Annotated in this window: 19 protein-coding genes and 1 pseudogene; 7 read left to right on the forward strand and 13 right to left on the reverse strand. The window is 48.1% G+C overall.

The features are described from left to right. Together atpG and atpA are read right to left on the reverse strand one after the other, a co-directional pair. On the reverse strand, positions 1-860 hold an 860-nt coding region (gene atpG / locus LZD49_RS28860; protein WP_234671386.1), incomplete at its 3' end, for an ATP synthase F1 subunit gamma. An 88-nt stretch (positions 861-948) separates the two neighbouring features. Further along, positions 949-2,526 carry a F0F1 ATP synthase subunit alpha gene (atpA, locus tag LZD49_RS28865; protein WP_234671388.1) on the reverse strand — a complete coding sequence of 526 codons (1,578 nt, stop codon included), beginning with the start codon at positions 2,524-2,526 and terminating at the stop codon, positions 949-951. 289 nt (positions 2,527-2,815) lie between these two features. On the opposite strand from atpA, the gene LZD49_RS28870 reads away from it, so the two are divergent. Together LZD49_RS28870 and LZD49_RS28875 are read left to right on the forward strand one after the other, a co-directional pair. Continuing rightward, a complete protein-coding gene (locus LZD49_RS28870; RefSeq protein ID WP_234671389.1) occupies positions 2,816-3,574 on the forward strand; it encodes an FKBP-type peptidyl-prolyl cis-trans isomerase in 759 nt (252 codons plus the stop codon). An 11-nt stretch (positions 3,575-3,585) separates the two neighbouring features. After that, positions 3,586-5,712, forward strand: coding sequence for a carboxy terminal-processing peptidase (locus tag LZD49_RS28875; protein WP_234671390.1), 2,127 nt, complete (start codon positions 3,586-3,588; stop codon positions 5,710-5,712). A 71-nt stretch (positions 5,713-5,783) separates the two neighbouring features. Here LZD49_RS28875 and LZD49_RS28880 read toward each other — a convergent pair whose 3' ends face one another. Next, positions 5,784-6,053 carry a helix-turn-helix transcriptional regulator gene (locus tag LZD49_RS28880; RefSeq protein WP_234671391.1) on the reverse strand — a complete coding sequence of 90 codons (270 nt, stop codon included), beginning with the start codon at positions 6,051-6,053 and terminating at the stop codon, positions 5,784-5,786. A gap of 167 nt (positions 6,054-6,220) precedes the next feature. Between LZD49_RS28880 and LZD49_RS28885 the strand changes: the two are divergent. The 3 genes and pseudogenes from LZD49_RS28885 to LZD49_RS28895 form a co-directional block, all read left to right on the forward strand. Then, positions 6,221-6,655 (forward strand): annotated as a pseudogene (locus tag LZD49_RS28885) (Spi family protease inhibitor); the annotation flags it as partial. Between the two features lie 161 nt (positions 6,656-6,816). Continuing rightward, positions 6,817-7,542, forward strand: a complete 726-nt coding sequence (locus LZD49_RS28890; protein WP_234671565.1) for a C10 family peptidase — start codon at positions 6,817-6,819, stop codon at positions 7,540-7,542. Between the two features lie 19 nt (positions 7,543-7,561). After that, entirely contained in the window at positions 7,562-8,008 is a 447-nt protein-coding gene (locus LZD49_RS28895) for a hypothetical protein (RefSeq protein WP_234671392.1), read from the forward strand. A gap of 49 nt (positions 8,009-8,057) precedes the next feature. Here LZD49_RS28895 and LZD49_RS28900 read toward each other — a convergent pair whose 3' ends face one another. The 4 genes from LZD49_RS28900 to LZD49_RS28915 all read right to left on the reverse strand — a co-directional run bounded on the left by LZD49_RS28900 (position 8,058) and on the right by LZD49_RS28915 (position 14,506). Continuing rightward, a complete protein-coding gene (locus LZD49_RS28900; RefSeq protein WP_234671393.1) occupies positions 8,058-9,500 on the reverse strand; it encodes an efflux transporter outer membrane subunit in 1,443 nt (480 codons plus the stop codon). A gap of 65 nt (positions 9,501-9,565) precedes the next feature. Next, the gene (locus LZD49_RS28905) at positions 9,566-12,718 is read right to left on the reverse strand and encodes an efflux RND transporter permease subunit (RefSeq protein ID WP_234671394.1); all 3,153 of its coding nucleotides are present in this window, start codon (positions 12,716-12,718) and stop codon (positions 9,566-9,568) included. A 29-nt stretch (positions 12,719-12,747) separates the two neighbouring features. Beyond that, complete coding sequence (locus LZD49_RS28910) at positions 12,748-13,899, reverse strand: efflux RND transporter periplasmic adaptor subunit (protein ID WP_234671395.1); 1,152 nt, start codon at positions 13,897-13,899, stop codon at positions 12,748-12,750. 187 nt (positions 13,900-14,086) lie between these two features. Then, positions 14,087-14,506, reverse strand: a complete 420-nt coding sequence (locus LZD49_RS28915) for a hypothetical protein (protein ID WP_234671396.1) — start codon at positions 14,504-14,506, stop codon at positions 14,087-14,089. A 287-nt stretch (positions 14,507-14,793) separates the two neighbouring features. Between LZD49_RS28915 and LZD49_RS28920 the strand changes: the two genes are divergently transcribed. Continuing rightward, positions 14,794-15,909 carry a GNAT family N-acetyltransferase gene (locus tag LZD49_RS28920; protein WP_234671397.1) on the forward strand — a complete coding sequence of 372 codons (1,116 nt, stop codon included), beginning with the start codon at positions 14,794-14,796 and terminating at the stop codon, positions 15,907-15,909. Position 15,910: 1 nt separating this feature from the next. Further along, positions 15,911-16,528, forward strand: a complete 618-nt coding sequence (locus tag LZD49_RS28925) for a YdeI family protein (RefSeq protein ID WP_234671399.1) — start codon at positions 15,911-15,913, stop codon at positions 16,526-16,528. 36 nt (positions 16,529-16,564) lie between these two features. Here the strand turns inward: LZD49_RS28925 and LZD49_RS28930 are convergent, their stop codons facing one another. The 6 genes from LZD49_RS28930 to LZD49_RS28955 form a co-directional block, all read right to left on the reverse strand. Further along, positions 16,565-17,146, reverse strand: coding sequence for an HmuY family protein (locus LZD49_RS28930; protein ID WP_234671401.1), 582 nt, complete (start codon positions 17,144-17,146; stop codon positions 16,565-16,567). 26 nt (positions 17,147-17,172) lie between these two features. Continuing rightward, on the reverse strand, positions 17,173-18,567 hold the full coding sequence (locus LZD49_RS28935) for an HmuY family protein (RefSeq protein WP_234671403.1): 1,395 nt from the start codon (positions 18,565-18,567) through the stop codon (positions 17,173-17,175). 35 nt (positions 18,568-18,602) lie between these two features. Beyond that, positions 18,603-20,873, reverse strand: coding sequence for a TonB-dependent receptor domain-containing protein (locus LZD49_RS28940; RefSeq protein WP_234671405.1), 2,271 nt, complete (start codon positions 20,871-20,873; stop codon positions 18,603-18,605). Between the two features lie 119 nt (positions 20,874-20,992). Continuing rightward, positions 20,993-21,529, reverse strand: a complete 537-nt coding sequence (locus tag LZD49_RS28945; RefSeq protein WP_234671407.1) for a YceI family protein — start codon at positions 21,527-21,529, stop codon at positions 20,993-20,995. 25 nt (positions 21,530-21,554) lie between these two features. Further along, the gene (locus LZD49_RS28950; protein WP_234671566.1) at positions 21,555-21,893 is read right to left on the reverse strand and encodes a n-acetylglutamate synthase; all 339 of its coding nucleotides are present in this window, start codon (positions 21,891-21,893) and stop codon (positions 21,555-21,557) included. 52 nt (positions 21,894-21,945) lie between these two features. Beyond that, positions 21,946-22,332: a glyoxalase/bleomycin resistance/extradiol dioxygenase family protein gene (locus tag LZD49_RS28955; protein WP_234671414.1), complete on the reverse strand. Its 387-nt coding sequence runs from the start codon at positions 22,330-22,332 to the stop codon at positions 21,946-21,948. Position 22,333: the final 1 nt, after the last annotated feature.

Raw genomic sequence — 22,333 nt, forward strand, 5'->3', positions numbered from 1 at the left:
CCTACGATTTCGAGGATCTCTTTCGTGATCGCTGCCTGACGCGTCCGGTTGTAAACCAGGCGCAGTTCTTTGAGCAATTCCTGAGCGTTTTCCGTTGCTTTGTCCATCGCTGTCATACGTGCTCCCTGTTCCGATGCATTGGATTCGAGAACAGCGCGGTACAGCTGAATTTTCAACGATTTTGGGATCAGTTCCGCAAGGATTTCTTCCTCGGTCGGTTCGAAAATATAGTTAACCTCAGTCTTTTTCGACTTGGTCAATTTGTTCTCAGCTTTGATCGGAAGATATGGATCGGTATGCAGTATTTGCGTTGCGACGTTTTTGAACTCGTTGTAAACGATATCCACCGCGTCGTAACGACCTTCGGAGAAATCCTTCATGATCTCTTCGGCTGCGTTTTTCACGTTCACAAAGCTCAGACGTCCGAAAAGATCGGTAAAAGCAGTGTTTACGGTAAATCCGCGGCGTACCAGCGACTCAGCGCCTTTTTTGCCGATTGCAAAAATCTCTACATTTCCTTTCGCTGCCTGAACCGCATATTTGGATTCGATCCGCGCGAGTGTAGCTTTGATAACATTGGTGTTAAATGCTCCGCACAATCCACGGTCGGACGTTACGACTATGATCAGCACCTTCTCCACCGAGCGAACGGCTTTCAGCGGGCTGTCGGCAGCGCTCTCCGATGCTGACGAAACTGTCAGAAGCATTTCTCCAAGCTTCTGTGCGTAAGGACGCATCTGAACGATGCTGTCCTGTGCACGACGCAGCTTGGCGGCCGCTACCATTTTCATGGCTTTGGTGATCTGCTGTGTGGAATTAACCGAAACAATGCGGTTACGTACTTCTTTTAAGCTTGCCATTCTCTGGGTGTTTTATGCGATCCGGTGATCCTATTGAACGTGTATCAGGAAAAGGCCGTAACGTGTTCGGTTACGGCCTTTTTACCGGTTAACGATACTTTACAGCAACTTCTCTAGCTACTTTCTCGATAACGTCTGTTACGCTGTTGTCCAGTTTTCCGGCACGCAAGCCAGCAAGGGCTTCTTTATATTGTCCAGCCAGTACGGTAGTAAAGTCTTTTTCAAATTCCTTCACACGTGCAACGTCTACGGTATCCAGCAAACCTTTGGTGGAAGCGTAAACAGTCGCTACCTGAAGTTCGACAGGTACCGGCGCATACTGTGCTTGTTTCAAAACTTCCTGGTTGCGGCGTCCCCGATCGATCGCCAGCTTGGTAGCGGCATCAAGGTCGGAACCGAATTTAGCAAATGCTTCCAATTCGCGGAACTGCGCCTGATCAAGTTTCAGGGTACCCGAAACTTTCTTCATCGATTTGATCTGTGCATTACCACCTACGCGGGAAACCGAGATACCCACGTTGATCGCAGGACGGATACCCGAGTTGAACAGGTTAGATTCAAGGAAGATCTGGCCGTCGGTGATCGAGATTACGTTCGTTGGAATGTAAGCCGAAACGTCACCAGCTTGTGTTTCGATGATCGGAAGGGCTGTCAATGAACCACCACCTTTTACCTTGCCTTTCAATGAAGGTGGAAGGTCGTTCATGTTGGCAGCAATGCTGTCATCAGCGATGATTTTCGCAGCACGTTCCAAAAGGCGGCTGTGGAGGTAGAATACGTCACCTGGATAAGCTTCGCGGCCCGGAGGACGACGGAGCAGCAGGGACACCTCGCGATAAGATACCGCTTGTTTCGAAAGGTCGTCGTAGATAACCAATGCAGGACGGCCGGTATCACGGAAGTACTCACCAATCGCAGCACCTGTAAATGGTGCGTAGAATTGCATTGGAGAAGGATCGGATGCACCAGCAGCAACGATCACGGTGTAGTCCATCGCTCCGTATCTGCGAAGTGTAGCTTCAATCGACTTGATCGTAGAAGCTTTCTGTCCACAGGCAACGTAGATACAGAATACCGGTTCGCCTTTGTCGTAAAATTCCTTCTGGTTAATGATTGTATCGATCGCAACCGCAGTCTTACCCGTCTGACGGTCACCGATGATCAGCTCGCGCTGTCCGCGTCCGATGGGGATCATCGCATCGATCGCCTTGATACCGGTTTGAAGCGGCTCAGTTACCGGCTGACGGTAGATTACCCCCGGAGCTTTACGCTCGATAGGCATTTCGAAGGTCTCACCAGTAATAGGTCCGTTTCCGTCGATCGGCTCAGCCAGCGTGTTTACCACACGGCCGATGATTCCGTCACCCACTTTCACGGAAGCGATTTCTTTGGTACGTTTTACAGTCGCACCCTCTTTGATGTCACTGAAATCCCCCAGCAATACGGCTCCCACATTGTCTTCCTCGAGGTTTAGAGCGAGGGCCTTAAGGCCGTTCTCGAAAACAAGCAGCTCACCCGCTTGTACCTGGGAAAGACCATAAATGCGGGCAACACCGTCACCAACCTGAAGGACTGTTCCTACTTCTTCGAGTTCTGCTTCTGATCGAGCGCCTGCAAGTTGTTCGCGCAGGATGGCCGAAACTTCATCCGGTCTAACAGATACCATAGTATAATTGACTTATTTAGAGTATAGTAGTAAGTTTTCTGAAAACTCGCGCAAAGGTAGAGTTTTATTTTGGTAAAAACAGAATGATTTAACTAAAAGCTGCGATATAAAATTAGATTTTTCTAAGGAAGTGCATGGGATGGCTTTGCGGTCGGCTAATTTACCATTTATCCGCCGGTTGGAACATTTTTAAAACTTTTTTAGGTACTGATTGTGTTTTTGTTGTAATTGAGATCGTTAATAATACTTATCTATTAAATTTTAATCTTTTCGACCGTTCATCAGTGCAATGTACAAATTAGAAAAAACCATTTTAGCAGTCCTGGCATTTGGAGTATTGGCAACCGCGGAAGGCACAGCACAGACTATCAAAAAAACAACTAAACCGGCCGCAACAGTAAAGAAGTCAGCGGCAACAACTTCAAAAACAACAGCAACTCCTGCAACACTCAAGACAACTGCTGACTCTTTGTCTGCGGCGATCGGAGTGAGCTTCGCAAACTCGCTATCTTCACAAGGTATTAGCGATATCAACAGCGAACTACTTACACAGACCGTTAAAGCGGCTTTGAAAGGTGAAAAAACGGCATTTACGTCGGATCAGGCTAATTTGTTCATTCAAGGCTACTTCACAAAGATGATGGAGGAAAAAGGGGCTGTGGTACGGAAAGAAGGAGAGAAGTTTTTGGAAGAAAACAAGAAAAAGGAAGGTGTAGTGACCACCGAGAGCGGTCTGCAATACCAGATCATCAAAACCGGCGAAGGTCCGAAACCGGCTGCAACCGATAAAGTAAAGACACACTACCATGGCACACTGACCAATGGAACAGTTTTTGACAGCTCGGTCGACAGAGGCGAGCCGGTCGAGTTTCCGGTCAATGGCGTGATCAAAGGATGGACCGAGGCGCTTCAGTTAATGCCGGTCGGATCGAAATGGAAGCTTTTTATTCCATATCAACTGGCTTACGGTGAGCGTGCGGCAGGACCTCAGATACCGGCTTATTCAGCCCTCGTATTTGAGGTTGAATTATTGGAAATCGTAAAATAGCAAACGTGCAAATGAAAAAGTATCTTATCACTCTTATTCCGGTTGTGTTGCTGGGTTGGCAGCGGGGCCCTGTTCAGGAACGAGTGGGGGTAATGGCACCAGCGGCCGCCTCCATGGATGAAGATATCAAGCCGATTCCGGCACAATACAAGGCGGAAGAGCTGACAACCAGGATCCTATCCAGCTATCACTATAGAAAAACCAAGCTGAACGATTCTCTTTCGACAGCGATGTTTGATAAGTATCTCGACGCGATAGACCACGGAAAGCTCTATTACCTGGCTACCGACATTGCGGAATTCGAGCAGTATAAGAACTCTTTCGACGACTATCTGCAAAAAAGAGAACTTGACGTTCCATTCCAAATTTATAACGTTTTCAGAAAGCGCTATAAAGAAAGGAGTGAATACATTCAGACCTTGCTGAAAGAAGCGAAACCTTTCGACTTTACGCAAGACGAGTCCATGAACACAGACCGCGAAAAAGCGGCATGGGCTAAAAATACCGACGAATTGAACGATACTTGGCGGAAATACCTCAAAAGCGAGGCATTAGACCTCAAACTGTCAGGAAAGGCGGACACTGCGGTGGTATCAACCCTTCGTGATCGCTACAAAACCCGTGATCGTGCATTAGGCCGTATCCGTACAGAGCAGGTGTTCCAGATGTTCATGAATGCTTACGCGGAATCACTCGACCCGCATACCAGCTACATGGCGCCTACGTCGGCCGACCGTTTTAAACAGGAAATGAGCCAGTCACTGGAAGGTATCGGTGCATTGCTTCGCGAGGAAGATAATTATATCAAAATCGTTGAAGTAATCCCGGGCGGACCTGCATTTAAAGGAAAACAACTCAAAAAAGAAGATAAGATCGTTGCCGTTGCCCAAGGCGATGAAGGCAAATTTGTGGATATCGTCGGCTGGTTTGTGGACGATGCGGTCAAACTGATCAAAGGCCCGAAATCGACTGTGGTTCGTTTGCAGATCATCTCTGCTGATGCATTGCCCGGATCGGCCCCGAAAGAATATCGCCTAGTTCGCGAGAAGATCAAGCTGGAAGAGCAACGTGCTAAGAGTGAAATCGTATCTATCAATAATGGTAGTAAGGATTTTAAAATCGGCGTAATCGACATTCCGTTGTTCTACCGTGACTTTGAAGGCGCTCAACACCGTGAGAAGGAATTTTCAAGCACTACCCGCGACGTTCAGAAGCTGATCACCGATTTGCACGCTTCCAATGTAGACGGTATCGTGATTGATTTGCGTAACAATGGCGGTGGCTCGCTTACCGAAGCTGTTTCGCTGACAGGTCTGTTCATTAACCGCGGTCCGGTTGTTCAGGTGAAGGAAAGCCAGGGCGAAATTGAAGTGCAGTCCGATAATGATCCCAGCATTGCGTACGATGGCCCGCTGGCTGTCATGGTGAACCGTTTTAGCGCGTCAGCATCTGAAATCTTCGCGGCTGCGATCCAGGATTACAAGCGTGGGCTGATCGTAGGGGAGCAGACGTATGGAAAAGGAACCGTTCAAACGCTGATCGACCTGAACCAATGGGTGCCGAAAGAGCAAGATCAGTTGGGTCAGGTGAAACTTACCGTTGCGAAATTCTACCGCGTTAACGGCAGCAGTACGCAGCTAAAAGGTGTGATGCCGGATTTGGAATTGCCTACCGCATTCAAGGTTAATGAATATGGCGAAGGCTCTCAGCCCAGTGCATTGCCTTGGGACCAGATCCCATCTTCGCGCTACGAGGTAAATAGCAATATCAACCCGAAAATCGTTGAACAACTTCGTGATAAGTACAAACACCGTTTGAAAACTGACGAAGAGTTGAAAACGTTGGTAAAAACGCTGGATGAATTCAAGACGGCACGCGAAAACAAAGTCGTTTCCCTACAAGAATCGAAACGCAAGCTGGAACGCGACGAGGCAGAGAAGAAACGTGCAGCAATGAAGCAGCTGGGCGAAGACAGTGCCGACGATGAGGAAGAAGAAACCGACTCAAAAGTAGCCGAAGCTCCTAAGGAAGTGAAAAAGAAAAAGGACATTTACCTGACAGAAACAGGTAGAATGCTAGCCGATCTGATCGTGATCTCGAAAGAGCCGAGCCTGGCAGGTACTAAGAAGAAACAATAAGGATAATTTGCAGTATTATTGAGGAGGGCACCGGATTAGGTGCCCTTTTTTTGTTGCTGGATCGTGTCCAATTAAACTAATTGATTTTCACGCACTTCTTTCTTGCTGATGTATTTTTCGTAGAAAGCCTCCATTTCAAATTGGTTACAGAAGCCAAAGTATTGGGCAATTTTTTCTGCGACCGCTTTATCTATGCGAACCTTCCCATTTTCAATCTTGCTTATCGATTGCTGCTTGACGTTCAGGAGGCAAGCAATTTCACTTTGCTTAATTCCTCTCATCATTCTTATAGCCCTGATTTTTTCGTTAAACCCTGTTGACATAATAAAGAAGGGAATCATAAGTGTGCGACTTAATGCTGCAAAGTATATGATTTAGAATTGATCGTCAAGTTGTAAAATACAACCGGCTTGGGCGTAAAGTACAACCGGTTCTTTTTTGAGTACTAAAAGTAGTTTGGTCTTTTTGTGGAAATATCTGTTACAATGATTTTTCCAAACTGAAGACCATGAAAAAGAAATTTGCATTATTTGTCCTTCCCATTTTTGTTCTCGGCCTCTGCCTCATTCAGTGTAAGCAGGATAGAAAAGATCCGTGGCCAACCTCCAACAAATCAATTGAACCGTTGTCGGTAAGCGCTTCCAGGGCGACGGAAATAGCATCAAGCTATGCAGATTTTAACCGTAATCAGGAAACTGCCGGGAAAAACCTTCGCACGAGTGCGACGACGACAGGCACACCCAGAAAGGTGGGTAAAGTCAGGACCTTAAAGGATAGTCGGGGGGATGATTTAATGCATGTTATTGACTATATAGGCGATAATAGCGAGAACCGCGGCTTTACTATTGTCGCGGCAGACAGACGGGTAACACCGATATTGGCAAAAGCAGACAGCGGTACTTTTAACCCCGGCAACCCGGGCGTCCAAGTGTGGATCAGTCACGTGATGGATCAGGTTTATCAAGGGAAAAAAGAGCTATCGAAACCGGAAAAGGATATAGAAGCCCTTTGGAGGGATTTTGAAAGACACGCTGATATAAAGTCCGGAAGAATTACAACAAAGGCAGACCCTCAATTACCGCCTGGCCGTAATTGTCCTGACAACTGGGAGGCGTTTGTGTTACCGATTTACAAACGAGTTGGGGGCAAGGTTGGGGATATAACAGGTATTGTCCCAGCCGTTCATGTGCGGTCGCAGCAGACTGTAACAATGCGCCGGCGGGATGTGGTGCAGTTGCGATCGCACAGGTTTGGAATGCAAGCAATTTACAAAAGCCAACTCACTACACAGTACCTCCTGCCGGTCCCCAGCCTATTACTTATCCTCTTCTCGATCTCAGTGCACTTTTATGCAATACCAATGATCCCGAAGATATGATGATTGCCAGCCTGATTAGAGTTGCCGGTATGTGGGCGGGGTCAAACTACAATTTTATTGGCTGTAACACTTTGACATGGAGGGAAAATATTAAGGATGCCTTTGTCGCTGCCGGATATTCAAAGCCAGGCACGCGGGTAGCTTGGACTACTTATGAAAATAATGCCTTATCAGAATTATCTTTTGGTTATCCGGCTATCATTGATGGTACAAAAGGGACGGATGACATCGGACAATTTCATATATGGGTTGTGGATGGGATAGAGGCGGTCAATCATTATGTTGAGCCGGAAGACCCGTATGCGCAATGCATTGAAACGCGCCTCAGGTTGTATCATCTGAATTGGGGGTGGAATGGTAGTGATAATGGTTATTACGCACTTGGCAATTTTATGGGTAGCGCGCTCAATTATCGATCATATTTGAACGTAACTTATGGATTTAGGCCGTAGTCAATAATAATGGAAAATTATGTTTAGGTACTCTGTTATGCTTGTTCTTGCGCTGGGAGCACTGGTAGGTTGTGACGGTTGCAGGAAGGATGAATTTGAAGTTTTTAACCGGGTATTTCCGCCTTGTAATGTTTGTACAGCGGTGAAAATGGTGAATCGAAAAGCTAACGTAACGACCACATTTGACAGTCAGATGGTTCAGACACTCCGGAATGTAAATGACTCTCTGGTAATAAGGCAAAATGGCGTTGTTATCGTTGAGCTTGCCAATTTTAAGCAAAGAATGGATATGACGAATAGGAAGAAACGAAAATATTATTTCCAATCAGTTACAAGTTCAGGGACTAAAACAATTCGATTTGGCCTGACAGGTGCCGCAGATACACCGCTTGTCACGAGCGTAGTTATGGATGGAGAATATAACCCGGCAATTGATACGGTGGACATCTATTACAGGCACTACTGAATAGATACTTCAACAGGACAATCACAAACCGTCCTGTTGAAGCTTCCGTTTATTCCCAGCCTCCCCCGACTGCCCGATACAATTCTATCAATGCCAAAAACTGTTCTTTCTGCACATTAGTCAAATTCAATTCTTCCTGCAAAACGCTGCGCTGTGCGGTGATAACTTCCAGATAGGAGGCATAGCCTGTCAGGAAAAGGTCTTTGGACGTGGCCACGGCTTGTTGAAGTACTTCCACTTCCTGTTTTTTCAGTTCACCGATCTGCTTCATGTTTTCCAGCTTTTTGAGACTAGTACTTACTTCGCGAAAACCATTGAGCACCGACTTGTTGTAGGCATAAAGCGCTTCCAGGCTAGCTGCTTCAGTGCTTTTTTGCGCCGCTTTTAATGCTTTGCGGTTAATTAATGGTGCTGTCAGCCCGCCCAGCGCGGAGTATGCAATGGAACCTGATGAGAATAGCAGATTGCTCTTGAATGCATTGAATCCCAGGAATGCCGTGATGTTCAACGATGGCAAAAATGCTAGTTGCGCGGCTTGTTGTTCGGAATAATTGGCTTGCAAATCGAGCTGCGCCTGCTGAATGTCCGGGCGTCTCCTTAGCATTTGAGCTGGGACGCCTGCGCCGATCGTCTGCGGCATTGTCTGTTGCAGCCCATTGCTTCTCGGCACCGATTGTGAAAAACGGCCGGTGAGCAGGTTTACATTGTTTTCAATTTCAGTAACCTTTTGCTGGACCTCGAACTCCAGACTGCGGGTATTCAGCAGCTGCGCGGTCAACTGGCGGACTCCGAGTTCGTTGGCACGACCGGCCTCTTTCTGGATTTTGATCGTCTCTACGGCCGATTCTTGCAATGCGATGTTCTTCCGGATAATGTCAAGCTCGGTATCAAGCGCCAAAAGTTCGTAATAGGAACGCGCGATTTCCGCAATCAGCCCTGTTACGATCGCCTGACGACCTTTTTCGCTAGCCAGCAACCGGCTATATGCGGCCTTTTTTCGATTTTTGAGCTTGCCCCAAATGTCGATCTCCCATGAGCTGCGAAGCCCGACAAAATAATCGGGCATAAATGGGGCAGGGAGGCGACGGTCCTTGTCGATGTTTTCGGAGAAGTTGGTGTCGTAGTTACCCACACCATCCATCGTGTAGTCCCCGAATTTACGACCACCACCAGAAACATCTGCGCCGACTACCGGCAGCATGGCACCGCGTGCGGCAAGGATACCTGCACGTGCCATTTCGATGCGCTGAACAGCCATTTTTAGGTCGAGGTTATTTTGAAGCGCGGTGTCGATGAGGGCTACGAGGTGCTGATCGGCGAAAAATGCCTTCCATTGAATGGCACCAATGCCTGTCGAGTCGTTTTGCCCCGCGAATGTGTCGGGTGCTTTTATGCGGGCGCGTTGCTCTATCGGCTGCGTGAGCTTGCAGCTCGTAACCGATATGAGCAAAGTGACCACCAGCACGTGGGAGAGCTTTTTATAGTTTTTCATTAAAAATAAATGCTGATATGAATGGCCGCGGAAAGCCCCGCGGCCTTAAATGAGATTTGAGGGCATTAATGCAGCAAGGCTTCCTCTTCCTTCACCACCGGACGAACCTTTTTGGGTTTTACCATACTTGCAAAAATCACATACAAGCCAGGGATGATGATCACCCCGAAAATGGTCCCGATAAGCATTCCGCCCGCAGCCGCAGCCCCGATAGAGCGGTTGCCGATCGCACCCGCACCCGAAGCCATTACCAATGGAATAAGGCCAGCCACGAATGCAAAGGAAGTCATCAGGATAGGACGGAGACGTTCGGTAGCGCCTTCCAAAACCGCTTCTATCACAGTTCGGCCTTCTTTCTGACGGATAATCGCATATTCCACGATGAGGATCGCATTTTTACCCAAAAGTCCGATCAGCATGACTAATGACACCTGGGCGTAGATGTTGTTTTCCAAGCCCATTAATTTCAGGGCAAGGAATGCACCAAATACTCCGGTAGGTAGTGAAAGGATAACCGGCAATGGCAACAGAAAGCTCTCATATTGTGCCGCAAGCAGTAAATACACGAACACAAGACAGATGCCGAAGATAAAAATAGCCTGGTTTCCGGAAAGGATCTCCTCCCGCGTCATGCCTGACCAGTCGTAAGTGTAGCCTTTCGGCAGACTGGTGGCTGCTACCCGTTCGACGGCCTTAATAGCGTCCCCGCTACTATATCCCGGTGCAGCGTCACCGTTGATCATCGCCGATGTATACATATTATAGCGCGTCAGCAACTCGGGCCCGTAAACGCGCTCTAATCGGATGAAAGTGGAGAACGGCACCATTTCGCCCCGATTGTTTTTGACATACAATTTCAGAATGTCCTCGGGATTTCTGCGATAGCTCGCGTCGGCCTGCACCATAACCTTATACATTTGTCCGAAACGGATAAAATTGGAGGCATAATAGCTACCAATCATAGTTTGCAGCGTGCTCATGGCAATGTCGATAGAAACGCCTTTTTTAGCGGCGATATCGGAATCGACGTGGATCATGTATTGCGGAAAGCTCGCATCGAAGCTGCTGAATGCGGCGGAGATTTCAGGTGTGGCGATGAGGGCTTTGACAAACTGGTTGGTTACTTCCGCTGTTTTCTGCAAATCCTCGTTACCCGAGCGGTCCTGCACGCGCAATTCGAAACCGCTGGAATTACCGAAGCCAGGCACGGTAGGAGGTGGGAAAAACTGGATTTCGGCATCGGTAATGTGCTTCGTTTTCGCTTCCATTTCTGCGATAATGTCCTGAACGGATGCCTTACGCTGATCCCAGGGTTTCAGGTTGATCATCGCCATTCCGTAAGACGAACCAGCCGATTCGGTGAGCAGGCTGTAACCGGAAAGCGATGAAACGGATTCAACCGGTTCGAGGCTTTCGGCTACTTTTTGAATTTCATCCAAAACAGCCTCGGTTCTTTCCACGGTTGCGGCGACCGGAGTCGTTACGTTCACGTTAATCACGCCTTGGTCTTCAGTTGGAATAAAACCGCTTGGAAGGATGGAGTTGATGCCAAAGGTGGCCACGCAGAATCCTATCAATAACCCGATCGTGATCATCCTGCGGCCGATGATCGAGGATAAAAGTTTTCGGTAACCGCTCTGAACACCGTCGTAACCCTTGTTAAATCCGCCAAAAAAGCGTGTAAGCAGGTTTTGTCTAACAGGCTGACCGTGGGTGTTTTTCAGCATCAACGCACATAATGCAGGCGTAAGCGTAAGCGCATTAATGCCTGATATCACAATGGAAATCGCCAGGGTAATCGAGAACTGCCGGTAGAAAATCCCGACGGGGCCGGACATGAATGCCACGGGGACGAATACCGCCGACATTACGAGCGTAATGGCGATGATGGCGCCGCTCATTTCCTTCATGGATTCGATGGTTGCTTCTTTCGCATCGAGGTGTTTTTCGGCCATCTTGGCGTGTACCGCCTCGACGACCACAATGGCATTGTCGACTACAATACCGATTGCTAAAACCAATGCAAAAAGCGTCAGTAGGTTAATCGAAAAGCCGAACATCTGCATAAAAGCAAATGTGCCTACCAGCGCCACGGGTACCGCCAGGGCGGGAATGAGCGTCGAGCGGAAATCCTGCAAAAACAAATACACGATCAGGATCACAAGTATGAAAGCCTCGATGAGCGTGCGGATTACCTCGTGAATGGAGGCATCGAGAAAACGGGAGACGTCGTAGGAAACAAAATAGTCCATTCCGGGAGGGAATGTGGTCGTTTTCAACTCAGCTACTTTGTCTTTGATATCCTGGATCACTTCCTGGGCATTCGATCCCGGGCGCTGCTTGATCATGATCGAAGCGGAAGGGCGTCCGTTCGATTTGGAGGCCATGTCATATTCCAGCGTCCCAAATTCGATTTTGGCAACATCCTTGAGTTTCAGAACAGAACCGTCCGGGTTCGACCTCAATACTATGTTTTCATATTGCGCGGGTTCAAATAGCTTGCCGGTGTATTTCAATACATATTGCAGCACATTCTTTTCGCGGCCGGAGCTTACACCGGTTTTTCCGGGCGCGGCCACCACGTTCTGGTCGCGAATCGCCTGGATTACTTCGTCGGCAGAGACACTATAACTGTTCATGCGGTCGGGTTGCAGCCAAACGCGCATGGAGTAATCCTTGCTACCCATGATCTGCGCACGGCCCACGCCGTCGATCCGTTTGAGCTCTTTGAGGATATTAATGTCGGCGAAATTGTAAACAAAATCTTCCCCGACCGTAGAATCGGAGCTCATGATGTCGAGATACATGAGCATACTGTTTACTTCCTTTTCGGTCGTTACACCGGCTTTGATTACCTCTTCGGGAAGCTCGTCGATCACCGTTTGGACGCGGTTCTGAACGTTTACGGCTGCGAGGTCGGGATCGACACCTACGTTAAAGGAAATATTAATAGTAGTAACCCCGTCGTTACCGGAAACGCTGGTCATATAGGTCATCCCGGGCACCCCGTTGATGGCCTTTTCGAGCGGTACGGCCACGGCGTCGACGCACACTTCGGCATTGGCGCCAGTATAGGTTGCGGTTACGACTACGGACGGAGGAACGATGTCGGGGAATTGTGAAACGGGCAATTCCAGCACTGCCAGAATCCCGAGCAGAGTTATGAAGATAGAGATGACCAGCGAGAGTACCGGTCGCTCAATGAATTTTTGAAACATAATTTACAAATCAGGTGGAAGAAGAATTGCTACCGCGCGGTAAGCTCGATTTTTTCGGCCGACGCGTCGGTGGTGTCGATGGAAACAGTCCTGGGATTGATGGTCACGCCATCCCGCAATGACTGAATGCCTTCATAAACAATCGTTTCTCCTGGTTCCAGGCCTGATTTGACTACATAAAAAGTAGAGAGCCGCGAATGCGGTACAAAGCTGCGCGTCTTGATCTTGTTGTCTTTCCCGAGAACATATACAAAATTCTTGTCCTGAATTTCGAAAGCTGCTTTTTGTGGGATCAAAATGGCATTGTCGACGGTGTTGGTCAGGCGGATCGTGCCCGTGGAGCCATGTTTCAACAATTTTTCCGGATTAGAAAATTTCGCGCGGAATGCGATGGACCCGGTCCCTTCGTCGAATGCACCTTCCATGGTCTCGATAGTGCCTTTATGTTTGAAAAAAGAACCATCGGCCAGTTCGAGCTCTACGACAGCATTTTTGGTAGCCGCATTGCCTCTTGCTTTGACATATTCCAGGTATTCGTTTTCAGATACATTGAAATAAGCATAAACAGCCTTGGTGTCCGACAGGGTTGTCAGCAATGTGCCCTCATCAATAAGGCTGCCCATCTTATGTGGCAGACGATCGACCACTCCGTCGAATGGCGCTTTGATCACCGTATGTGCCAATAGGATTGCCGCATTCGATTTCTCGGATTTGGCTTCTTCGATTTTGGCATTGGCAGCAGCAAGTTTCGCCTGTGCCACTTCGAGTTCGGTTTTTGAAACGACGTTTTTGTCAACCAGCAGTTTTACACGTTTCATTTCCAGCTCGGCGCCTTTTGCATCGGCTATCGCGCTCTGCAATGTCGCTTTCGCCTTGGCAAGCTGCGCTTCGTATTCTTCATTATTAATGCGAAAGAGAGTCTGTCCTCTTTTTACTTCCTTGCCTTCGTCCACGTATACCTCTTCCAGGTAACCTTTTACACGGGCATATATTTCAACGTTACGCACGGCGTGGATGTCGCCCACGTATTCGCGGTGTAATTCTGTTTTCTGAGGTTTGAGTTCCGTTACGGGGATGGTCAGAACGCTGTCTTTTGCGTCGGACAACGTTTCACTTTTGGATGCACATCCGTAGGCGAAAACGCTGACGAGCAAAAGGAGTGGCCATTTTAAATTTTTCATGATGATGCGTTTGTATAAATTGGTTGGCAGTAAAGCAAGGGAGTAGTATAGCCTTCTAGCTGCGCGGCAAACCGGCAGAAAGAAGGAAACAGCGTAAAGCCCGGGTTCGTCCGAATATGCGCGAAAGGGCATACGGAACCGACCGTTGGTTACGAAATTTTTGGATTAAAGAACGCTTGCGGCGATTTCAAAAGGGGCAAAGGCGATGGAGAAAGCTGTAATAGTCGGGCAGCTTGATCTCTCCATTGCTAACGGGCAATAGCTGGACGGATTCCCTGATAACCTTGGGAACCCTGGTGATTTCGTATTGAGGCGCGGCCTGAGAGACCAGCGTCACGAACCGGTAAGTAGAGTGTCGGTGTCTTAGCAGGTCGGAAATAGCTTCTTTCCATGCGAATTCGTCGGCCCGGACAACCGTCTCGTCTTTGCAAACCGTATCGTCGATTAAGACAATATTACCCGTACCTGGTTTTTCCTCAACTTCGTATGGGGAAAATGCCTCGGTTCCCATATCAATCTTGCACGCAACAACCCCTTGCTGCCCGATGAGCAGTGAAATGGCAAATTGTGCGAGCCAGAAAAACAATACAAAAGTTCTTTTTATCATGAGGCTGATTGAAATCAGGTCATTAAAAAATTCATACTTTTATAATGAATTCAAGAATGATTGGAACTATTGGAGCGGAATTGTGATACAAACGACCAGTAATTCAAATATAACGTTTCAAATGTAGATTGCAAATTTTAAGCAATGTTAATGAACGTTAACAAAAATGCTACTGCCTTGAAAATCAAAAAACTATACTGCTTTTTTGTTCCTCACAATCGGTTGGTCGTTCAGAAGGACCAACCGGAAAGTGTAGTTTTCGAATGAGTGCAACTCTTTAATAAAAAATGTATATTTATCTGACCTCTTTCCGGGGAAAGAAGACAACAACCGAACCCATGGTCATACAACCTATATATACTGAGCATTTTGTACTGACCAAGATGACGGCCTCGGATGGTGACAAGTATTACAGATTGAGCAATAATGAGAATGTAATGAAATATGTGACTGGCTATTCGCTCACCCGCGAGGAGTCGGACAGGATGCTGGCGGGCTTTCTGGAAGAACATGGGATGGATACTTATTTGGGTAGGTATCTGATCGAGGACCGGCATTCCGGGGAATTGATCGGTGCGGCCAAGCTCGACAAGATTGGGGCGGCAATCGAAATTGGGTACAGGATAATGGAGGAATTTTGGGGGCGTGGAGTAGGTACCGAAATTGCGACCGGGCTCATCCGGTTTGCGAAAAATGTTCTGAATGCCACAGATGTTATCGCATTTGTGAATGTCGATAACGCAGCGTCCATCAGGGTGCTGGAAAAAGCCGGTATGACCAATACCGAGCGGATTGAAGATCTTGATGAAGTTAAGTACAGGTTTAATTATTCACCCAAAAGCATTTCCTCTATGAAAAAAGTGCTCTACATTTTGCTGGGACTTATTGCACTGTTCCTGATTGCCGCTTTTATCATGCCAAAGGATTACGCCGTCGAGCGCGAGATTGTCGTCAATAAACCAAAAGCGGAGGTTTTTGAATATCTCAAATCCCTCAGGAAACAGAACGACTGGAGTGTCTGGGGACTTCGCGATCCTAATATGCAGAAGACATTCTCAGGAACAGACGGTACGGTTGGTTTCGTATCGATGTGGGAAGGGAATGATGAGGTTGGGAAAGGAGAGCAGGAGATTACGAAAATCGAGGAAGGCCAGCGGATCGATACCGAGCTGCGCTTTCTGAAACCGTTCGAAAGTACAAGTGATGCCTACATGATCACTGAGGCAGTCAACTCGACGTCTACGAAGGTTCGTTGGGGCTTCACGGGAAGAATGCCCATTCCGATGAACGTCATGCTGCCATTTATGAATATGGAGGAATCGATTGGCAAGGATTTTCAGGAAGGGTTGACCAATTTGAAAGGAATTTTGGAGAAGAGAAATCCGGAAACCATCGTTAATTAAAATGACTTATAGCGACCCGCGTATTGACGCTTACATCGTCAAATCGGCCAGTTTTGCGATCCCTATTCTCGAATACCTGCGCGCGCTCGTACACGAAACCTGCCCGGAAGCAAAGGAAACCATGAAATGGAGTTTTCCGCATTTCGAGTATAAGGGCAGTATCCTGTGCAGCATGGCTTCATTTAAGCAGCATTGCGCGTTTGGCTTCTGGCTGGAATCGCGGCTTAACGATCCGCATCAACTGCTGGCTGTCAATGGCGAACGCGTCGGAATGGGTAGTCTCGGTAAAATCGCTAGGATGGAAGATCTGCCCGAAGAAACACATCTGAAAGGGTTTATCCTGGAAGCAATGCGGCTGATCGATAGTGGGGTGAAGCAAAAAAAGGACGACAAACCGAAAGAAACAAAGGATTTGGTCATCCCCGCTTACCTGACCGAAGCATTGGAAGATAACCCCGCCGCAAAGACGGTTTTTGAGGATTTCAGCCAATCCAATAAAAAGGAATATGTGGAATGGTTCGAAGATGCCAAAACAGAGGCGACACGTTTGAAGCGCCTTGAACAAGGATTGGAATGGCTGGCCGAAGGGAAGGTAAGGAACTGGAAGTATGTCAGATAGCAAAAAAGACTCCGGAGCTCCGGAGTCTTTTTTGCATTAGAACTTGCGGTCTTCGCCGGCAATCGCGTATCTGAAAGTGTAATAGCTGGATTCTTCGGTCGGCACATCTTCGGGTGCGCCTTTGTAGTAGCTGATAATCTCCACTTTGGCGACTTTGCCGTTCGCAGTCTTCACCAAAAGCGTCCTTCCCGGAATCGGCAGGATCGCGTGCACGCTCATATCATATTTATACCATGAATTTCCGCTACCACCGGGAATTGCAAAACCAGCGTCTCCGTCGGTCTTGAATCCATCTTTCGGAGCTTCGGTTACCTGGTCAAATGGTTTTTCCAGCACAATCGCACCGCCTTCGCCAGGGCCGCTTGTGCCGCTATTGGTAGCGATGGTGGTTTTGCTGAATGCAATATCCCAGTTCTTTGTTTTGGCGTCGGTGGCAGGAACTTCCTTACCGGTGGCCAGGCTAAAATAGATATAGGACTTGGTATTTGCATTCAGGTCTTTAATCACCTTGATTTCCGGTTTGGCAGCAGCTTTTTGCATGACAAAATTCTGCTTGGCCGCCCTTTCCGGCATTGCGGAAAGGGCAATGGCCGAGAGGATAATTGATTTCAATAACATACTTAAATGTGTTTGATATTGTAATTTTAAGCTCCTTTTTTGACGAGCTTGTATTCCAGCTTAGGCTTGCCGCGCTCGCCGCCGTCGTTCGGGTGGAAGCTCACGAAACGGAGTTTGTAAATATTACCCGCCGGATCTTTGATGAGGTAGAAACGATCGGTTTTTACACCCACTGTGCCACCGGAAGTTACACGCCATTTGGAACCGATTGCGTCGGCAGCCTTGCTGAATGTAATACCAGTGAGGTTGCTTTCGGCAAATGCGTCGTATGTAGCAGCTGAGGTAAGGACTTCGGCTGCTTCAACATTAGCCAGGCTGTTGGTAAATACGAGGTCGGAGAAGCCGTAAGGAATTAGTCCGGTACCGAAGTTGGTAAAGTACATGCTGTAACCCCATTTCAGGTCCCAACGATCTTTGGCAGGTTCCACATCTACGGTAGCGCCTTTTTCAAGTGAAACAAACTCAAAGTTGTAGGCCGCATCTTTGGTAACGTCGAGCGTCTTGAAAGTTGTTTCGTTCACTTTCGCATATTGGAGCGTATAGCCAGCGCCTTTGCGGAGAACGAGGATTTTGTACAGGTCAGTTGTAGCGAGTACGCTGCCGCTTCCGCCTTTGCGGTTCAGGATGTAAACTTTGTTGTCGGCATCGGTTGCTGACACAGCCTGGATAACAGTCTTGGTAAGGTCTCCCGCAGCGTCATCAACGAGGGCCAGTTTTCCAACGCCCTGGCCGACTGCCAATGAATCACCCACAAAATCCTTGTCAGAAACGGCATTGATGTCCGTTTTGGTGGTGACAAGGGCCGAGGCACCGTTGGTTCCGTTGATGGTCACGCGAAAATCAGTGCCATTGAAGAATCCGAGGTCCCAGCTATCCCGGAGGACAGGCGTCTGCGCATTGCTGCTCAGATCGAGGAAAACGGAATTGGCCGCGCTGCTGCCGGGTTCTGTACCCGCGATGCCATTGAGCTGGATGCCCGTTCCTTCCGAAATAATCGCTTTGAAGCTAAGTTTCAGGGAAGAATTGGTTCCTACCAATACAGGGGTGCCAACAGATGAAATTTTGAACTGAATGCTTTCGTCGCCGTCCAGCAATACCCCGGTTTTTTTAGTTATCTTGAAAAAAACAGACGACTGTCCCGCAGGTACCGACAGTGTGATAGCATTGTTTGCGGCAGCAGGTATCGTAGTGAATTCGGTGCCGTAAGTGAGCTGCGTTGGGGTCAGCGACACCGAAATAGCCGTAGCTGCGTCTACCGCTCTCGAAAGGGCGATCTTAATTTCAGTTTCCTCACCTTCAAACCCTTTTTCAGTGCTTTCGAAAGCAGCGAGGTTGTCCGGTAGTGGCGGTTCGTCGTCACTACATGCATTGAAAGTTCCCAGGAATGCAACCAGTAAAAGTGACCGGACTATTTTCTTCATAATTTATTGGAGTTATAATGAAAGGGTATTGATTGTTAGTTTTTTGTGAATTGAAAGTTCAGGCCGAGGAAGTATGATCTTCCAAACGACATCGGTACCGCACCGCCCGTGCTGTGCGCTCCGCCGGTATCGGTGGATGTATTTTGCAGGTTGGTGACGTCGAAAAGGTTCTTGATGCCGCCCAGTAGATTGAGATGCTTACCGAGTGTTTTGCTGGCGGTCAGATCGGCCATATGGAAGTCCTCCGTTTCTGCGAGGTGGACGTTAACCTGATCGGCGGTTTCATAAACAGGGCGTTTGCCTGAATATTTATAGAACAGGTTAACGCTGGCCCCCGCTTTTTTAAAGGAGTAAAGCAGATTAGCATTGATTTCCGTTGACCATACAAATTTGGGTAAAGAGCCGAAATCTTCCGGCGATTCGGAAAACTCGTTGTACCTGCCGATGTAAGTGGCACCGAGCGTCGCTTGCAGGTTTTTCCAGGATATTTTGTTGTCGAGTGAAAATCCGGTGGTTTTAAAAAGATGGATATTCAGATAGGTCGTCTGTGTGCGGTCGTCCGGATCTATGCCGGTGTCGATCAGATCGTGGAAAACATTGTAGAAGCTGCCAAGCGTGGAGCTAACCCTGATCCCCGTACGGCTCGCGGCCTGCCATACCAGGAACGAGTTGAAACTGTTCGAATATTCGGCTTTTAGATTGACATTTCCATTGATTGAATGCGACGCGTCGTGAAAATCGAAATAAAGTTCGCGCAAGGCAGGTGAGCGGAAGCCGCGCGCATAGCCGAAGCGGAAATCAAGCGATTTGCTGATGGTCAGTTTAGCATTGACGGAGGGGATTGCCGGAGGCGCGTCGTAAACGGAGTTTTTCAGGAACCGTAGGCCTGGTGTAAGTTTGAAAAAATTACCAAGGCGGATCTCAGGTGCGAGAAATAATGCATATTCATTAATCGTAGGAGTTCCAAGAATACGTGCGCCGGAAGCATTTTCGTTCGAAAAATCGATTCCTGCCAATATCGAAATGTAAGTGGCTGCTTTATAAAATGCCGTTCCCCTGAAAAAAGCAGTGGTGAAAATAGACTTATCCTGAGCGCCGGGATCGAGCGATAGTGTCCGGCGACCGGTAGAATCTTCGTTGGTGCTAAGTGTTTTACGAGAATAGTCAGTGAAAGATGCGACGCTGTTGAGATTCAGCTTTTCATTGAGCTTGATTTCTGACTGTACCTGATGGAACCATCGGTTGGTAATATAATCCTTATCAGCGGCAATGCCGGATACTGAGTTACGGTTGCCCAGGTATTTGATGGTTTCATCGGTCCCGTTGAAGCGGTACCAGATGTTCCATTGTTTGCCGCTATAACGTACGCCTGCCAAGTAAAGCATTTGGTCCTTCGGCATCCAGGCCTTGGCGCGGCCAATAGAGGCTCCCCGCCATCCACCGAAATTGTTTCGCGTAACATTACCGGAAAACTGCCAATGTTCATTTTGCCAGGTGAGGCCCAAACCTTGATTATGCGTGCCCTTTTTTGTGAGGGCATTATATTCGTCGCCCGCTGTTTCTTCCTGGATCCGGGCGTTAACTGTGAGCGGCGAGTCGCTGTGCCCCTTCTTTGTAATGATATTGATCACCCCAGCCAATGCATCGGTACCGTATATGACCGACATGGGTCCTTCGACGATTTCGATGCGCTCGATGGTATTGATATCGATCTGCCCCAGGCTTTCGCGCGTGCCGCCCCGGTCGACCATCGGAATGCCATCGAGAAGGATTTTGACGCCTTGCCCCGACATTCCCATCAGCTGTATGTCGCTGGTACCGAGGGTAAGATCGTTGGAAAAACGGATTCCCAGCTCTGTATTGAGGATTGTTTGCAAATTCGTTGCCCCGCGCAGACGTATGCGCTCGTTGTCGATCGTGCGTACCTGGTATACGGAGTTTCGCAGCGATTGTGGCCCCGATTGTCCCGTAATCACCACTTCATTTAGTGCAAGCGGGGTCTCGGTTAGTTCAATATCGTCCAGTTTGAGTTTTTCTCCGGCTTTAATCGAGATTTTAAGGGTCGATTCTTCATTCCCGATCGTGCGTACTATCAATGCATAATCGCCGGATGGAGCTGAGAGCAAAAAGAGGCCTTCTGCTGACGTTTGCGTGCCGTGAACCGTATTCCTAAGAAAAATGGTGGCCTCCGAAACAGGCTTGCCACTTTTTGATAATACCCGCCCTTCCACCGAACCACTGCTGTCCTGGGCTAAAAGCCTGCTGAATGTCAGGAAGGTGAGGAAAAGGGTAAAATAATACTTCACAGAAAATTAATTTAGACTAATTATAATTGTAAAGGAAGATATTATTTAGACTAATTACAATTACACCAGGAAAAATTTTAGTGACAGGTAAAATGAAGAGTAAGAAACGGAGGGGAACGCTACTTGATTGTCGCTTGCAGATTGACCGTCACGACGTCTTTCAGCTTCCAGTCTTTTTCGCCGATCTTGTAGTCGAGGCGGTTGACTTCAAAGGTGCTTGTAAGCAAATAGCTGCCGTCGGCATTCTTTTTAGCTTCGAAAGGAAGGGTCACGGTTTTGGAAACGTCCCGCATAGTGAGCGTACCGGTAGCCTGGTACTTGCCGTCTTTCTTTTCGACTTTGGTAGATTTAAAATGGATATCAGGATATTTTTCGACCCAGAAATACTTGTCGCTCTTGAGATCCTTATCCCGGGAGTTGTTGTTGGTTTTGAATGTATTCGCCGCAATTTTTATGTCGAAAGACGCACTTTCCGGATTCTTCTCATTGAAAATGGCTTCGCCGCGCGGTGCGTCGAATGTGCCATTACAGGTTCCGAGGATGAATTTGACGTTGAATTTAGTGGAGCCCGAAGCGATTTTAGACGTTTGGGCAAAAGCGTTACCAGCGAACAACGCGAGTATGAACAGCAATGTGAGCGAGAGCCGTATGCGCATGGCAGTTTTTAGTTTGGATGAAATATCAGAGTTCTTCCAGCAACGATTCCCCTTCCGACCGGTCGCCCGAAGTCCATTGCCATTTCTCGTGCATACGGATTTTGCCATTGGGGAGTTGCTCGGGCGTTGATTTGCAAATGCCGGTGGTGATCTCGCCTCTGTCGTTCACCTGGTGGTAACGCATGTCCAGGTTGCCCTGTCCATCCACGAGCGCGATCAGATGCCCGCTGCGGATACGCCCGCCGGAATAGGACGAGGTAACGATATTGCCTGCTTGTTTGTAAACAAATTGCATCTCCAGATCCACCTCGCCATTCTCTGAATTGGACAACGGGACGAAAATTTTGTTGTTATAATCGATCATAAGCTGAATGCCGTCTTGATGCGCTAATATAGGCATAAAGACGGCATTGCTGTTATAGGACGGCGGTGATCCACCAGGTGTTTCCGCAGGGATCGGTAACCCCGCAGCTTCGGCCATAATCCTGGTCGGCGGGTGGCATGATGCTCGTGCCGCCGGCATCCAGCGCTTTCTGGTAGCTGTCATCAGCGTTTTCAACGTACACAAACAGGTTGGCAGGTTGCGCGGGCCATTCGGCCCGGCTGTCGCAAAACATGATCGTGCTGTTGCCGATCGTCACTTCCGAATGTTTGATCTGATCGCGATTATCCTCCTGAAAGTGCGTGGAATTGATCGTCCCTGCAAAAACGGTGGTGGTGAAATCTTTGAATTTTGCGGCACCGTCCAGCATCAGGTAAGGCATGATGGTCTGGTGGCCGTTCGGGATTTTTACATTACTCATG

It is taken from the genome of Dyadobacter sp. CY261 (assembly GCF_021440085.1).
Classification (GTDB): domain Bacteria; phylum Bacteroidota; class Bacteroidia; order Cytophagales; family Spirosomataceae; genus Dyadobacter.